General features: G+C 30.5%; 14 protein-coding genes. 2 read left to right on the forward strand and 12 right to left on the reverse strand.

Annotated elements, in window-relative coordinates; translation table 11 throughout:
* Positions 1-83: 83 nt before the first annotated feature.
* Complete coding sequence (locus tag COI44_RS16960) at positions 84-1,763, reverse strand: formate--tetrahydrofolate ligase (protein WP_098428977.1); 1,680 nt, start codon at positions 1,761-1,763, stop codon at positions 84-86.
* A gap of 183 nt (positions 1,764-1,946) precedes the next feature.
* Here COI44_RS16960 and COI44_RS16965 point away from each other — a divergent pair, with 183 nt between their 5' ends.
* The gene (locus COI44_RS16965; protein ID WP_098428978.1) at positions 1,947-2,300 is read left to right on the forward strand and encodes a permease; all 354 of its coding nucleotides are present in this window, start codon (positions 1,947-1,949) and stop codon (positions 2,298-2,300) included.
* Positions 2,301-2,491: 191 nt separating this feature from the next.
* Here the strand turns inward: COI44_RS16965 and COI44_RS16970 are convergent, their stop codons facing one another.
* The 11 genes from COI44_RS16970 to COI44_RS17020 all read right to left on the reverse strand — a co-directional run bounded on the left by COI44_RS16970 (position 2,492) and on the right by COI44_RS17020 (position 13,829).
* Positions 2,492-3,259, reverse strand: a complete 768-nt coding sequence (locus tag COI44_RS16970; RefSeq protein ID WP_098428979.1) for an oxalate:formate antiporter — start codon at positions 3,257-3,259, stop codon at positions 2,492-2,494.
* Between the two features lie 143 nt (positions 3,260-3,402).
* Positions 3,403-3,786, reverse strand: coding sequence for a DUF3888 domain-containing protein (locus tag COI44_RS16975; RefSeq protein WP_098428980.1), 384 nt, complete (start codon positions 3,784-3,786; stop codon positions 3,403-3,405).
* A gap of 162 nt (positions 3,787-3,948) precedes the next feature.
* On the reverse strand, positions 3,949-5,076 hold the full coding sequence (gene spoIIP / locus COI44_RS16980) for a stage II sporulation protein P (RefSeq protein WP_286163958.1): 1,128 nt from the start codon (positions 5,074-5,076) through the stop codon (positions 3,949-3,951).
* Between the two features lie 239 nt (positions 5,077-5,315).
* Entirely contained in the window at positions 5,316-5,825 is a 510-nt protein-coding gene (locus tag COI44_RS24245; protein WP_179887163.1) for a hypothetical protein, read from the reverse strand.
* A 217-nt stretch (positions 5,826-6,042) separates the two neighbouring features.
* Positions 6,043-6,939, reverse strand: coding sequence for a TIGR03943 family putative permease subunit (locus tag COI44_RS16990; RefSeq protein WP_098428982.1), 897 nt, complete (start codon positions 6,937-6,939; stop codon positions 6,043-6,045).
* A gap of 12 nt (positions 6,940-6,951) precedes the next feature.
* Positions 6,952-7,833 (reverse strand): permease, encoded by an 882-nt coding sequence (locus tag COI44_RS16995; RefSeq protein ID WP_098428983.1) that lies wholly within the window; start codon positions 7,831-7,833, stop codon positions 6,952-6,954.
* Between the two features lie 69 nt (positions 7,834-7,902).
* On the reverse strand, positions 7,903-8,844 hold the full coding sequence (locus COI44_RS17000; RefSeq protein WP_098428984.1) for a magnesium transporter CorA family protein: 942 nt from the start codon (positions 8,842-8,844) through the stop codon (positions 7,903-7,905).
* A gap of 187 nt (positions 8,845-9,031) precedes the next feature.
* A complete protein-coding gene (locus COI44_RS17005; protein ID WP_056466479.1) occupies positions 9,032-9,217 on the reverse strand; it encodes a hypothetical protein in 186 nt (61 codons plus the stop codon).
* A gap of 69 nt (positions 9,218-9,286) precedes the next feature.
* Entirely contained in the window at positions 9,287-9,889 is a 603-nt protein-coding gene (gene uptA / locus COI44_RS17010; protein ID WP_286163960.1) for an undecaprenyl phosphate transporter UptA, read from the reverse strand.
* A 156-nt stretch (positions 9,890-10,045) separates the two neighbouring features.
* Positions 10,046-11,680 (reverse strand): peptide ABC transporter substrate-binding protein, encoded by a 1,635-nt coding sequence (locus COI44_RS17015; RefSeq protein ID WP_098428985.1) that lies wholly within the window; start codon positions 11,678-11,680, stop codon positions 10,046-10,048.
* A gap of 514 nt (positions 11,681-12,194) precedes the next feature.
* Positions 12,195-13,829, reverse strand: a complete 1,635-nt coding sequence (locus COI44_RS17020; protein ID WP_098428986.1) for a peptide ABC transporter substrate-binding protein — start codon at positions 13,827-13,829, stop codon at positions 12,195-12,197.
* A 388-nt stretch (positions 13,830-14,217) separates the two neighbouring features.
* On the opposite strand from COI44_RS17020, the gene pssA reads away from it, so the two are divergent.
* On the forward strand, positions 14,218-14,952 hold the full coding sequence (gene pssA / locus COI44_RS17025; RefSeq protein ID WP_098428987.1) for a CDP-diacylglycerol--serine O-phosphatidyltransferase: 735 nt from the start codon (positions 14,218-14,220) through the stop codon (positions 14,950-14,952).
* The last annotated feature ends 207 nt before the right edge of the window (positions 14,953-15,159 follow it).

Genomic DNA, 15,159 nt, shown 5'->3' on the forward strand with positions numbered 1-15,159 from the left:
ATGTATTTTTTTAAACACTAACTCATACTGAAAAAACTCGCATCAAATGCGAGTATGTTTTTCAGTATGAATTAGTAAGTTAATTAAAACAATCCTTTTGGACGGCCAAGTTCATCTACGTCCATATTTAATGCAGCTGGTTTTTTCGGTAAACCTGGCATTGTCATTACGTTGCCTGTTAATGCAACAATAAAACCTGCACCAATTGATGCTTTAAGTTCTCTTATTTCTACTTTAAAACCAGAAGGTCTTCCAACTAAACTTGGTTGGTCTGATAAAGAATATTGAGATTTTGCCATACAAATTGGTAGGTTGCCCCAACCATTCTCATTAAATTCCAAAATTTGTTTTTTTGCTTTAGGTGAAATATTCACTCCGTCTGCACCATAAACTTCTTTTGCAATTTTTTCTATTTTATTTTCAATTGAATCCGACAATTCATATAAATAACTAAATTTTTCTTTAGGATTTTTTAACATACTAACAAGAGATTCAGCTAGCTCAACGCCACCTTTACCACCATGTTCCCAAACTTCTGTTAAGACGATCTTAATGCCGTTATCTTGTCCCCATTGTTTTAATACACTTATTTCTTCCTCTGAGTCAGAAATAAATTTATTAATTGCTACAACAACAGGTACATTGAATTTGCGAACTGTTTCCACATGCTTTTCAAGATTTTGAATTCCATCTTTAACAGCTAAAGCGTTTTCATTAGTCAATTCATTTTTATTTACTCCACCATGCATTTTTAATGCTCTAATTGTTGCAACTATTACGACTGCATCAGGTGTAACACCTAAAGCTCTAGTTTTGATATTTAAGAATTTTTCTGCTCCTAAATCTGCACCAAAACCAGCTTCCGTTACAACATATTCCCCTAATTTCATTGCCATTTTAGTTGCAATAACACTGTTACAACCATGGGCAATATTTGCAAATGGGCCACCATGAATAATTGCTGGAGTGTGTTCAATCGTTTGAACAAGATTTGGTTTAATTGCGTCTTTTAGTAATAATGCTAGTGCACCTTCTACTTTTAAATCTCCAACAGTTACTGGAGTTTTATGTATAGTATAGGCTACAACAATTCGTTTAAGTCTTTCTTTTAGATCTTGAATTGATGTCGCTAAACAAAGAACTGCCATGATTTCAGAAGCAACTGTTATATCAAACCCATCTTCTCTTGGAACTCCTCCAGATGGACCACCTAAGCCTACAACGACATTTCTTAAAGCACGATCATTTAAATCGACTACTCGCTTCCAAGATATTCTACGCACATCAATTTCAAGTTCATTTCCTTGATGGATATGATTATCAATAAATGCTGCTAAAGCATTATTCGTCGTTGTAATGGCATGGATATCACCGTTAAAATGTAAATTTATATCATCCATCGGTAAAACTTGAGAATAGCCTCCTCCAGTTGCACCGCCTTTTACTCCCATTGTTGGCCCTAAAGAAGGTTCGCGCAATGCTACGACTGCATTTTTGCCAATTTTGTGGAAAGCTTGTGCAAGTCCAACAGTGACCGTTGATTTACCTTCACCAGCAGGAGTTGGATTTATTGAAGTAACTAAGATTAATTTACCATCTTCATTTTCTTTTAATCGATCTAAAATTGATAATGACAATTTAGCTTTATAATGCCCATAGTTTTCAACTTCTTCATCAAAAAGATTTAAATTATCTGCAATTTCATTTATTTTTTTCATTTCTGATTCAAAAGCAATTTCTAAATCTGACTTAATTTGACTCATTCAATCATCTCCAATTGCACTTCATTATATTCAAAATTATAGCACGATTTTACAAATAATTCATTTTTAAATATTCAAAATTCTTTAATGATATCATTCAAAATTACTAATACTTTCTACTTATCAATGGAATCCAAAGTTACATACTAAAGATAAGGCATTAAAAGAAAGGAGTGTAATTAAATGTATCGTCATAAAAAGCATAAAGAACATAAACGTAATCACAATTTACCAAAGGATCAAAATGAAGAATATAGTGCAGAGTTTTATCCCACAAGGAATGTGTTTTATTCGGAAACTACTTCAGATAAATCTCATGCCTCTGGAATTGTAATTGGATACGTAGCTCTATTTTTTTCACTATTTTCGTTATTTTTAATGCCTGTTTTATTTGGAATTGTTGGAATCGCACTTGGAATATACTCTGTAACTAAAGGTCATGCCACTTTAGGATATACAGCAATTGGATTTGGATTATTTTCGGTAATTGTAACGATTTTCTATAATTTATTAATTGTCTTAAGTGCAATTCTTTAAGATAGATTAAAATAAACAAAAAAGACCTTTAAGGTCCTTTCAGAGTAGGAAATTTTTGTATTCCATCTACACACTGAAAGAACCTTAAAGGTCCATTTAAATTCCCCACAAACATTCACTTACTCTTTGTTCAATATCTTCAAAATGGCATTTTCATTATGAGATCAACAATCGAAAGACAATCAATTTCTTTAAACTTGAACGACAGACCATTCATCATCTTTCTTTGAATACGTTAAATTTGCAATATGATTTGTAAGGTCACGATACTCTTCAACATTTTCTAAAATTTCATCTACACCAGAATAAAAATCAACTCGAAAAATAGGGATTTCGATTACTTTTCTATTTTCAACTCTTTCACTTAGATCAATTACTAATCCATCCTCCATTAAAGGGTATAATGTCAACATTAATTTAATATTGATTGGATTAATTTGTTTTGAACGATTAAATATATTTAAACTTCTTCTCTGAAGTTGTGTAATTTTATATGATATGACATTACAAAGCATAAAAATAAAGTCATTAGTTCGTTTATAATAAACCTTTTGATACATTCCATCACTTATGTTCATGTATGCAAAAGAATTGTTTAATCTTGGTATAAAAGGTTTTTGTAATGGCTCTTTTTTGTGAGCAAGATACAGTAATTCTGCAATTTCTTTAGGCTCAAGCTCATCTAAATCTGCTAATTCTTCAAAATCGATCCAACATAGGTCATCATGTTCACTATGTTCTAATATAAATTGATTAATATATTCTCTTTCAACATAATAAAAAGAGGAATTTAAATTAAATTCGGACCATTGAATATCGTGTTTTAGCAAAAGAATGTTTTGAAGAGGAAAAGGAAGTCCTTGAACAAACTCTTTATAATTTATACCTGATGTTATAAAACAATGATTATGGTTATCACCATAAATATAGATTATCTCCTTTGAATCTATTCCCGCCAACGATATTGCCACCTTTAATTTTTTTCTTTATCATATCATACTTTATACTAAATTTATCATCAAATATAATAAATTTAATTCTTTTTACCTAATATTCTTTTACATTTTTTACCAAAAATTCGCATTTAACCTAAAAAGTAATGTTATACAGGAGGCCTACATAAAGATGTAGTTTTTGTTTGAATTGGTTCTTTCGTAACAGAGCGAATACTCCATTCACCGTCATCATTTGAAAAATTAAATTTAACAAGAGTGTAAGGTGGTTGTTGATCTTGTTTATATGCAATTAATTGAATTGTTGCTCCGAATACGTATGTACCATTATATTTCTTTTTTATATTTGTTATTGTCGCACAATTATATTGCTCTCCTGGTCCGAACATTTTATATAAACGGTTATTTATACTAGGAAAAAGAATTGATAACACTGCATCTTCTAATACTTCATTTTGTACCGCAATTGCATTTGTCGGTCTGGATGTCGCAATTAAGCACATTAATAGTACGATAATAAATCCTCTTTTCATTTCTAATCCTCCAACTTAAGGTTTTAATAAATTACTTAGTATCTATTCTTTACAATTTACTGATGGTTATGAAGAGAGTTTAAATGAACTGGGAATAGGAATTTTATGGAATAAGGAAAAAAGAAGACCTTTTCGTGGTCTTCTTTTTATCTTTAAACTATCCTATTGATGATCCCAATAGTATTTACTCAAGATATCTGAGAGCAAGTCAATTGTTCTATAAAGTTCAGGAAGTGTATTATCGACTCCTCCTACTTCGATTAAAATTGAATGTGGTGATAAATCTTGGTTATAAACGCCATTTCCTTGTTTATAGTTTTTACTAAATATTCCTCTTGTTAAACCTTTGTTAAATTTCATAATTTCACTATTTAAATCTTTTGCTAACGCTAAGTTCTTTCTATAATTTTTGTTTTCTACTCCAACTATAAAGTATAGCTTTGCGTATTTTTGCCCATTTATCTCAGTAGTTGTCACGTTTTTTCTTTGATCATCACGATGTATGTCAATAAGATAATTTAAATCTTGATCTTGAGAAAGCGCATCTTGTACAACCAATCTAGACATTTTATATGAACTTCCCCAATTCCAATTTCTTTTCGTTAATTCAGCTCCAATATTTGTTTTATCGTCAACCGCACCGATTCCATTTGCTTCTAAATTCTTTTTCAATCGTTCACCTAATAAGCTTACATTTACTTTTGGAGAAGAAGCTTGATTTGGCGACTTTGCACCTGGGATTAAAGGTAAAAATGATTCCCAGCTATGTGTGTGGTAAATAAAAAAGACATCTTTTCCATTTGTAGTTTTTGATGGTGGATTTGTTGGATTTTTAATAGGTTCATTAACTGGATCTTTAACAGTTGGATTTTGGTTAATTTCGTCGAGTGTTAAGCTTGATTCTATTGGAAGGTTCGTAAAATCAATTCCTTCTCCAGCAACTAAGATATTATTTTCGAATTTTGTCATACTAGATATTTCATGCACTAATAAACTTTTTGGATCGTACAGTCTAATATTTGTAATAAATGAAAAAAGTATATTACCGATAGGTTGTCCATTTTTAGTAGAATCGTCACCCACCTTAAAATGACCATTTTCATATTCAAACGCTTTAATAAATCCTTCATAGCTCATTTTTTCAAACCATTGATGCACATAATATGATTTAGTATTTTTCATTGATGTCACAAATAAACTCGCTAACAAAAATAATAAGACAATGCCTACAAAGACACTTGCCGTTACACGTTTAAGATTAATAGATTTTATATATATTGATTGTCTCATTAAATCACCTCTAATAAAACGTATGTACAAGCCCTATAAAATAGAATAAAAAAATTATTAAATCCTATTAATTACTCTACTGCTAAAAAAGAACGTGATTAAAATATTAAATTGTTCGAACTCCACTCTCATTTACGAATTTTATTAGAATTTTGATTCGTAAAAAAAGAGATGCCCTAAAAGACACCTCATAAAAAATTTCGTAATTCAATTAGTGAAAAAGCTCTTTTTTTAATAAATTACATATTATTATTATTGTTGCAACGATTGAATACTGTGAACGGATTTACAACACAACTATTTCTTGCAGCTTCTAATTGAGTTTCACAAAATGAGTTTGTTGCTGGTGATACCATACTATTATTATTCATATTTCTATTTCTACTACATCCACTACGTCTATTATTATTCATATTTCTGTTTTCGTTTCTGTTTTCGTTTCTGTTTTCGTTTCTGTTTTCGTTCATGTTTCTGTTTTCGTTTCTGTTTTCGTTTCTGTTTTCGTTCATGTTTCTGTTTTCGTTCATGTTTCTGTTTTCGTTCATATTTCTGTTTCTGTTCATATTTCTGTTTCTGTTTGAATGGCCATTATTCATACTTTCACTCATAACTCTGTCATTGTCATTATTTCTATGACAATCACATTCATTACATGGTCTACGAACTTCAACAAACTCTCTCATATCTCTTACTGGAGATACTTCTTCTCTTTCTTCTCTTCTACGATTGCAACCACAAAATCCCCACATTTAAGAACACCTCTATAATTATTTATTGTACATTTATAACATACGTAGAAATTTAGATATTGAATGTGTACATGTCTAGATATGAACAAGTTTTTTATATTAATTTTCTATTTTTCATGTCATTTCGGTAAATGAAATTTTAAAAATGGTCATTTTTATAAGAATTTGTTAGTTGTTTATCCTAAAAGTAAAAAAAAATGAGCCAATTAGGCTCATTTTACTTGTTACGGTATACATATTCATCTTTTGGTGGTTGAATTTCCTTAATATTAGAGACGTCTAAATATGGAATGTTTACTTTAAATGGTTGATAGTACATTTGTTGTATATTACCAGTAGCTTCAATCCATTGATCATTTTTAAACGTTTGCCCATCAGGCAAATCAATTAGCACACCATATACACCGGAATCGGCAACACAGTGAATAATTCCAAATCTAAATAAGAAAACCTGATTCTTTTTTAATCCTTTTTCATGATAAATAAAGCCTTTATAAGTTAATTGCTTTCCTAAATATTTTCCAGGCTCATCATATAAAACTTCCATTCCTTTAAGAAAGTCATAATCATTTAGGACAATGCTTTTTTTATTTATATATTCTTTTGATTCTTGTTTAATTAATTTTTGATATCCTTCTTGCCCATAGTATATACTTAAATCAGGCTTTAAATACTGCCTTTGCATAAAAGGATCATTATTACCCGGTTCTGAAACTGGGAAATGAAACCCTTTTGCTTGTACAATCGTAGAATCCAAAGTTGCAACGGGTAAAAATATACCTGTAAACAATGGAAAGATAAAAACTAAGCCATTTAAAAACTTTTTAAACCCTTTTGCTTCTTTATGAACATGTCCATGTACACAAGTATGATCACAATTATGATCATGATGGTGGCTATGGTCGTGGTCATGATCGTGGCTATGCTGTTCATCTTCATCATGACTAGTTCTTAACGTATGAATTACTTGAATTAAAGTTAGAAATGCAAATAATATCCCAGCTGTCAGTGATAAATAAGAGTATTTCATATTAATATATTTTGAGATCGTACCTTTAATATGCAATTGCATTAAAAAGAAGGTAAATCCTAATAGTACATATGCTCTTGCCATATTGATTCTCCCTTAAATGAATAATGTTGTGAAAAACGTTAATACAATAACTAACCCAATAATAATGAATACATATCGACTTTTGAAATGTTGGAATAACATTAATGTATTTTTTATATCGATCATTGGTCCAATAACCATAAACGCAACGATTGAGTTTAAAGAAAACGTACTTTGAAAAGAAGATGCTACGAATGCATCAGCCTCAGAACAAAGAGATAAAATAAAAGCTAATGCCATCATTACTAGAATACTAGCAACTTGTCCATTACCAATATGCATTAATGTTGAAGTTGGAATAAATGTTTGTACGAATGCTGCAATAAATGCGCCTAAAATTAAAAACTTACCCATAGAGAAAAATTCTTCTATAGCATGTACACAAACACTCCATAATTTTTTCCTAGCAGGAATTGAATGATCAACTGGAATTGTAACTAGATCGTGTTTTAATGGATTCTCGATTTTTAAATATGATAATACGATTCCTATTATATAAGCAATGATCATAGCAGATCCAGCACGATAAATAACCATTTCAATATTATTACCAAATGCAATAAAAGTTGCAAACAATACAATTGGGTTAATAATTGGCCCTGTTAACATAAACGCCACCGCTACATAATGTGGCACACCTTTTTTTATCAGCCTACTAACAATTGGTACAATTCCGCACTCACAACCTGGGAAAATAAAACCCAATAAAATAGCTACTAATACTGCTTTATATCTATTCTTAGGTATTAATTTATATAACATTTCTTCTGTAATAAATATTTGAATGATCCCCGAAATAAAAACACCAATTAAAATAAATGGCAATGCTTCTACTACAATCGAAATAAAGATCGTATTCATTTGTAAAAACGAATGATAAAAATTCGTACTCATAATCTCTCTCCCATGTACTTTTAAAAATGAAAACTCACAAAACCTCCGAATGACCGGCGGCTTTGTGAGTTAAAAGTACCTTTTTTTCCAAAATATTAGTGCAATTGTTGTTGATAATATTGCAGATATACCAATTACAATTGGAAACGCATGTGGTATGTTTGCTAATGGTATATGATCAACGTTCATCCCATAAAAACTAGACACCATTGTTGGGATTGATAAAATAATTGTAATAGAAGTTAAAAATTTCATTACAATATTTAAATTATTTGAGATAACTGAAGCAAATGTATTCATCATTCCACTTAAGATATTACTATAAACTTCTGCCATCTCTATTGCCTGTTTATTTTCGATAATTACATCTTCTAATAAATCTTCATCATCTTCATACATTTTTAATATATTCCCTTTAAGAATTTTTTGCATGACGATTTTATTCGATTTAAGTGAAGTAGTAAAATAAACAAGACTTTTTTCAAGGTTCAGCATTGTAAATAACTCTTGATTTCTTGTGGATTGATGTAATTCAGCTTCAATTTCATTTGTTTTACGATTAATTTGTTTAAGGTAACGTAAATAATATGATGATGTCGTATGCAATAGTTGAAGTGCAAATCTAGTCTTTTTAAACGTAAAGAAGCCTTTTACTTTTTGGTAAATAAATCGTTCAAAGATTGGATTTTCACTTAAACAGATTGTGACAAAAGTGCTGGATGAGATAATCATCCCGATTGGTATTGTATCAAAAATTGTGTGCCCATTATCATCATGAGCTACAATTGGAATATCAACAATAATTAGAGTGTGTTCCCCTTCAACCTCTATCCTTGAACGTTCTTCATCATCAAGTGGGTCTTTAATAAAATCTAAATCTAAGTCTAATTTTTGAACTAGATATTGAATTTCTTGTTCTGTTGGATTGATCGCATTGATCCAACAACCTTTCTCAATAACATCGACTTGATTTAGTTTCCCTTGTGCATCTGAAAGATAAAAATTTAGCATCTTAATTCACCTCTAATTCTAAAACAAAAACTACACAATAATAGCATACGAAACATTTATATATGTTTCAACCTTTATTAAAAAGAAAGTCCATTTTCTAATAATCAAACGCCTTTAAGTAGCTATTTTGTTGAGCATTTATACTATTCACAAATAAAGAAAAAGGCCACTTATAGTGACCTATTTTTTAGTATCCGCTTTTATAAAAATAATGCATATCACTTAATTCATCAATGTATTGATAAACTTCTAACTGACTTTGTAATTGCTCTTTTGTATGTAATGAATAATCTTCCGTATTCAATTGATTTTGAACATTTGAAAGAGTATTTGATAAATCAGATTTTAATGCATCATACGACATAGAATACATAAAATTCATCCTTCCAATTGAAATTTATCATATTATATGTAATATAATGTAAAACAAATCATATTTATTTTATTTTCTACCTTTTGCCACTAATTTTTTTATTAAAAAATATACAACAAATAGGGCAATCGCTATAATGATTAGCATTGGGGTATATGGAGCTAAAACAGATTTAGCAGTTTCCCAGTTTTTACCTAATTTCTCACCTATTTTGATAAATAGTATAGACCAAGGAATGATTGCAAGAACTGTATAAAGTGTAAATTTACTTATAGGCATCTTTGCTAATCCCGCTGGAATCGAAATGGCATGTCTAACAACTGGAATAAAGCGAGCCGTAAAAACTACTCCAACGCCATATTTTGAAAACCATTTTTCAGCTAAATCAAGGTGATGCTTATTAATTAGAATATATTTACCATACTTTTCAATGATTGGTCGACCACCAAAATAACCTAACCAATATAAAAATAATTGTGCAATAGTTCCCCCTATCACACCTGCTACTACAGCACCTCCAAAATTTATATGCCCTCCGGCTACAAGATAACCAGCATATGCTAAAACAATCTCACTCGGAATAACCTCAATCATTAATCCTAATGCTACCCCTAAATATCCTAATGAAGCAAAAAATTCTAATATTTGATGTATGATATTTGTCAATAGGATCCCCCTCTCAAAAACAACTTGTACTACAATGATAATACATAGCAAGATAAAATATGTCAAAATAAAGAAATACTCAGATGATCGTATTATTTCATATGAAAAAAGGCTGTCCAAGTCAGTGACCTGACATTAGAACAGCCTTTTATCATTTCTTAATTATTTAATTACAACGTTTTTGTAAGTGTAATCTGGTCCGAATGCATGCTCAATTAATCCAGTTACTTTTGGCTTCATAACGTATGCAATAGCACGTTGGTAAATTGGAAGAATTGCAGCATTGTCTTGTACTAAGATTTTCTCTGCTTGTAAGAATGCATCAGAACGTTTAGTTGGATCTAATAAGAACTCAGAACCAGCTTGTGAGATTAACTTATCATACTCTTTGTTAGAGAATCCCATTTGGTTGAATGGGCTTTGACTTGTCCACATATCGAAGTATGTCATTGGGTCTTTGTAGTCTGGACCCCATCCGCCGAATGAGATGTCATAATCTTTCTTAGAGTTTAAGTCTAATTGTTGTGCAAATGGAACTGATTTAATGTTAATTTTTAAACCTGGTAAGTTTTTAGTGAATTCACCTTGTAGGTACTCACTAATTTTTTTGTTCGTTTCAGTATCTGAACCTAATAATTCGATTGAAACATCTTTCTTACCGATTTCTTTTAATCCTTGTTCCCATAATGTTTTAGCATCAGCTGGATCGTATTTTACAAGTTGTCCAGAAGCAGCACGGAAGTCTTTACCATTAGCATCTAAGAAGTTACTTGGAGCTAAACCGTATAAAGGTACTGAACCGTTATTTAAGATTACGCTTGTAATTGCTTCACGGTCAAATGATTCGTTTAAAGCTTTACGGATGTTAACGTTTTTAAGAGCTGGATTTTTCGATTCGTTTACACGTAAGAAGAATACAGTTGGCTCTTTAGTTGTTCCGTAGTCAGGGCTAGATTTATATTTGTCAACAAACTCTGCAGTTAAACCAGCACGGTCAACATCACCAGACTCATATAAGTTAACTCCAGTTTGTGGGTCTTTTACGATTTTAAAGTTTACTTCTTTTAATGTTACGTCTTTAGCATCATAGTAGTCAGGGTTCTTAACTAACTTGTAGCTTTCATCATGTTTCCACTCTGATAATTCAAATGGACCATTGAAAATTAAATTAGATGCTTCTAAACCGTAGTTTTTACCTTGAGATTCAACATATTTTTGATTTAAAGGTAAGAATGTTGGGAAAGTTACTAAAGAATCAAAATATGGAATAGCTTTTGCTAATTTAACTTCTAAAGTTTTATCATCAACAGCTTTAACTCCTAATTGATCAACTGGTTTTTTACCAGTAGTAACCTCTTCACCGTTTTGTAACACATTTAACATGAATGCATACTCAGATGCATTTTTTGGATCTGCAGCACGTTTCCATCCGTAAACAAAGTCTCCTGCAGTTACAGGGTCACCATTAGACCATTTAGCATCACGTAAGTGGAATGTATAAGTTAAACCATCAGCTGATTTATCAAAAGATTCTGCGATACCAGGTTGTACAACATCATCTTTACCTAACGTGTTTAGACCTTCCATAATGTTACCTAAAACGTTGAAAGATTCAGCATCCGTACTAGTACTTGAATCTAAACTTGGTAGTTCAGCTCCGCCTAGTAAGTTTAATACTTGTGGTTTTGCTTTTGCTGTTTCTTTTTTACCTTCATTTGATTTGTCTGAGTTACATGCAGTTAAAAGCATGCTCACAGCAACAGATAAAGATAGAAAATATGATACTTTCTTTTTCATTAGATTGCCTCCCCAAAATTAAACAATTAGACTTAAAAACTATTAAAATATTCAAACAATTTATATTGTCGGAATAGTTAATAACCTTTAACTTACTTTTTATTTTACATGCTTTTCAGAAAATATCAACAATAAATCGACATTTTTTTCAAAAAAATTAATAAATTTAAATAAATCTTTACTTTTTTGTAATTAAAAACTACATTTTGAAGTCTTTTTTTGCATTTAAAATCAAAACTATTAATAAAACCCCCAATTTCAATAAATGATAAAAGTTGGACAAATATGTTTTTTTTAAAAAATTTTCAAAAAAAATCATATTTAAAAATATAATTTCTTCTAAGCAAGCTCAAAATAAAACCATATCCAGCTAAGAAAATAATCATCTGGACACCTTTTAACATTTACTTTTAAACTTTTTCTTATACACAAAAAAAGAAAGTAAACCCTTTAGTTTATAACATAAAACTTCCTAAAAAAGAGAAGGGTGATCCCTTCTCCGTTTTGTTTGATATTATTTTTTTTCGTTAGATGCCCATTTGTAAGAGAAATCTCCGCCAAATTTGTGAGCAATAATACCTTTAACTGAATCTTTTTGTAAATATGCACGACCGCGTTGGTAAATTGGTGAAATACCAGCTTCATCCATAATTACTTTTTCAGCTTCAATCATATCATCCCAGCGTTTTTGTGGGTCTGCTTCTTTCTTAGCAGCATTTACAAGCTGATCATACTGTGGATTGTTGTATGCCATTTCATTGAATGGGCTGTTAGATAAGAACATATCAATAAATGTCATTGGATCTGGATAGTCTGGACCCCAACCTGAGAATGAGAAGTCATAATCTAATTTTTTCTCGTTATCAAGTTTAATTTCAAACGGTTGTGGAGCTACCGTAATTTTTAAACCTGGTAAGTTCTTCTCAAGCTCCCCAGCTACATACTCAGCAGCTTTTTTGCGAGTTGTATCATCATAAGAAAGCATTTTTAGCTCAAATGTATCTTTACCAAGTTCTTTTTTAGCTTCTGCCCATAATTTTTTAGCTTCTTCAACATTATATTTGTTAAAGTCACCATTATGATCACGGAAATCTTTTGAATCCGGTCCTTTTACCCACTCAGAAGGTACTAACCAATATGCAGGTTTAGATCCATCATTTAAAATCGTAGATGTAATAGCTTCTTTATCATATGCTAAGTCAAATGCTTTACGAGCTTTAGCATTCTTAAAGATTGGTAGTTTTTCATTGAAACGGAAGAATACTAAACGAGCATCTAATTGCGTTTTGTATTCAGGGTCATTTTTATATTTATCAACGTACTCAGAATCAAGCATTACTTTATCAATATCGCCATTTTCATATAAGTTAACGGCCGAAGAAGTATCTTTAACTACATTGTATTTGATTTCATCTAACTTAACTGAATCCTTGTCCCAATATTTTGGATTCTTCTTTAATGTAAAACTTTGCTCATGCTTCCATTCACTTAAAGTAAACGGACCATTGTATAATTGAGTATTTGCTTCTAAGCCATATTGATCCCCTTTAGACTCAACCCACTTTTGATTTTCAGGTAAGTATGTCCCAAAAGTAGTTAATTGTAAGAAATAAGGAGTTGGTTGTTCTAGTGTTACTTGTAATGTTTTATCATCTAGTGCTTTCACACCTAATTGGTCTTTTGGCATTTTACCATTGAAAATTGCTTCAGCATTTTTCACATAGTATAAAATGAATGAATATTCAGATGCAGTTTTTGGATCTACAGCACGTTGCCAACCATAAACGAAATCATTAGCAGTTACTGGCTCACCATTTGACCATTGTGTATCACGTAAATGGAATGTATATGTAAGACCATCTTTACTAACTTCAACCGAATCTTTCTTAGCAACTCCGTCTACTACTTCGTCACCCTCTCCTAAACGAAGTAAACCTTCATTTACATTGTCTAAAACTTCAAATGACATTGAATCAGTAGTTTTTGCTGAATCCATTGAAGGAATCTCAGTAGTTGTAGTTAACCTTAACGTTTGCTTCTTATCCTTCTGTGAATTAGTTGCTGTTTTTTCTGTGTCTTTGCCACAAGCTGCTAGTACCGTACTTAGTACCAATAAACTTGAAACTGTTGTTGCTAATCTACGCTTCATTAGAGCACCTCCATATATTAGTGATTATTCATTTTATAATTTACTTATTTTTCTGAAAAATCACTTTTTACTTTTTCAATATACTACAAATTTTTCAGAAAAAAAAGTATTTTTTTAATATTTAATTTATTTTTTATTAAATTCCCCCAAATTCCTAGTTCAAATATCATATTTTTTATTAATTTTAGTGTAGTGCAATATGATTGTAATACTATTCACATATTTTTTCGGTGCAAAATACGTCAATTTTTAAAAGGCTTTATGTCGATTCTACAAACATTTTATGAACTTAATTATTAGTTTCCATTATTACTAAATTTTAGGTTATAATATATCTTATTGAATTTGAACATATCTATTTTTTATATCAATTTTAGGAAGTGAATGTATGATAAGAAAAAGTATTCCAAACCTATTTACTCTAGGCAATTTATATTGTGGGTTTCTATCGATCGGCTTTGCAGCTAAAGGAGAATTTAGAAATGCCGCAATTCTTATTTTAATAGGAATGATGCTCGATAGTATGGACGGTCGAGTTGCTAGAGTTTTAGGCGTCCAATCACAATTAGGAAAAGAACTAGACTCTTTAGCTGATATAGTTACTTTTGGAGTTGCACCTTCCTATTTGGTATATTGTACACAATTTTCAACTGAAGGGATCTTTGGTCTAGGAATTGCTGGTTTATTCCCTCTGTTTGGGGCATACAGATTAGCAAGATTTAATGTTACACCGATTTCAACATCACTAAAATATTTTACTGGAGTACCAATTACAGCAGCTGGTGGTCTTGTTGCCTTCTTAACATTATTTGGAAGTCGTATACCGCAAATAGTCATCATAACAGTTTTTGTTGCATTAGCATTCTTAATGGTTAGTAGAATTAAAATTCCAAGCTTTAAAGATATTCCGATTCCTAAATATGCTACAATTATTACGATTTTTTTAGGATACGCATTATATCTAGTATGGCATGCTAAAAAAGTACAGTGGCCATTCTTTATTTATATAGCAATTCCGCTTTATATCTTCTTTATTTTCTTTCAATTTTTCAAAAGTAAGAAGAAACAATCAAGTAATGAAAATAAGAAACCACGTAAATTCCGTTTAAAAAGAAAGTCTTAATAAAAAGTATGTTTTGATGCATTGTTTCTCATCAAAGCATACTTTTTTTATCTATTTATCCTTTTAAATCGCATTTTTCTTGCAGATTAATAATTACTGTTCTATAATGACAAAGGATTAAATCGTATTTATTACGATTTTGAATATTTTAAAAAAATATGTACTAAATTGTTTGATAAAAATTATCTTACATTTTTTTTAAAATTT

The organism is Bacillus sp. AFS088145, from assembly GCF_002564465.1.
Taxonomy (GTDB): domain Bacteria; phylum Bacillota; class Bacilli; order Bacillales; family Bacillaceae_G; genus Gottfriedia.

Excerpts from the sequence above, each read along its gene's own strand:
- pssA (WP_098428987.1), top strand. The coding sequence starts at position 14,218 with ATGATAAGAAAAAGTATTCCAAACCTATTTACTCTAGGCAATTTATAT.
- COI44_RS17005 (WP_056466479.1), bottom strand. The coding sequence starts at position 9,217 with ATGTATTCTATGTCGTATGATGCATTAAAATCTGATTTATCAAATACT.
- COI44_RS17015 (WP_098428985.1), bottom strand. The coding sequence starts at position 11,680 with ATGAAAAAGAAAGTATCATATTTTCTATCTTTATCTGTTGCTGTGAGC.
- COI44_RS24245 (WP_179887163.1), bottom strand. The coding sequence starts at position 5,825 with ATGTGGGGATTTTGTGGTTGCAATCGTAGAAGAGAAGAAAGAGAAGAA.
- COI44_RS16960 (WP_098428977.1), bottom strand. The coding sequence starts at position 1,763 with ATGAGTCAAATTAAGTCAGATTTAGAAATTGCTTTTGAATCAGAAATG.
- COI44_RS17000 (WP_098428984.1), bottom strand. The coding sequence starts at position 8,844 with ATGCTAAATTTTTATCTTTCAGATGCACAAGGGAAACTAAATCAAGTC.
- COI44_RS16975 (WP_098428980.1), bottom strand. The coding sequence starts at position 3,786 with ATGAAAAGAGGATTTATTATCGTACTATTAATGTGCTTAATTGCGACA.
- COI44_RS17020 (WP_098428986.1), bottom strand. The coding sequence starts at position 13,829 with ATGAAGCGTAGATTAGCAACAACAGTTTCAAGTTTATTGGTACTAAGT.
- COI44_RS16995 (WP_098428983.1), bottom strand. The coding sequence starts at position 7,833 with ATGAGTACGAATTTTTATCATTCGTTTTTACAAATGAATACGATCTTT.
- COI44_RS16965 (WP_098428978.1), top strand. The coding sequence starts at position 1,947 with ATGTATCGTCATAAAAAGCATAAAGAACATAAACGTAATCACAATTTA.
- spoIIP (WP_286163958.1), bottom strand. The coding sequence starts at position 5,076 with ATGAGACAATCAATATATATAAAATCTATTAATCTTAAACGTGTAACG.
- COI44_RS16990 (WP_098428982.1), bottom strand. The coding sequence starts at position 6,939 with ATGGCAAGAGCATATGTACTATTAGGATTTACCTTCTTTTTAATGCAA.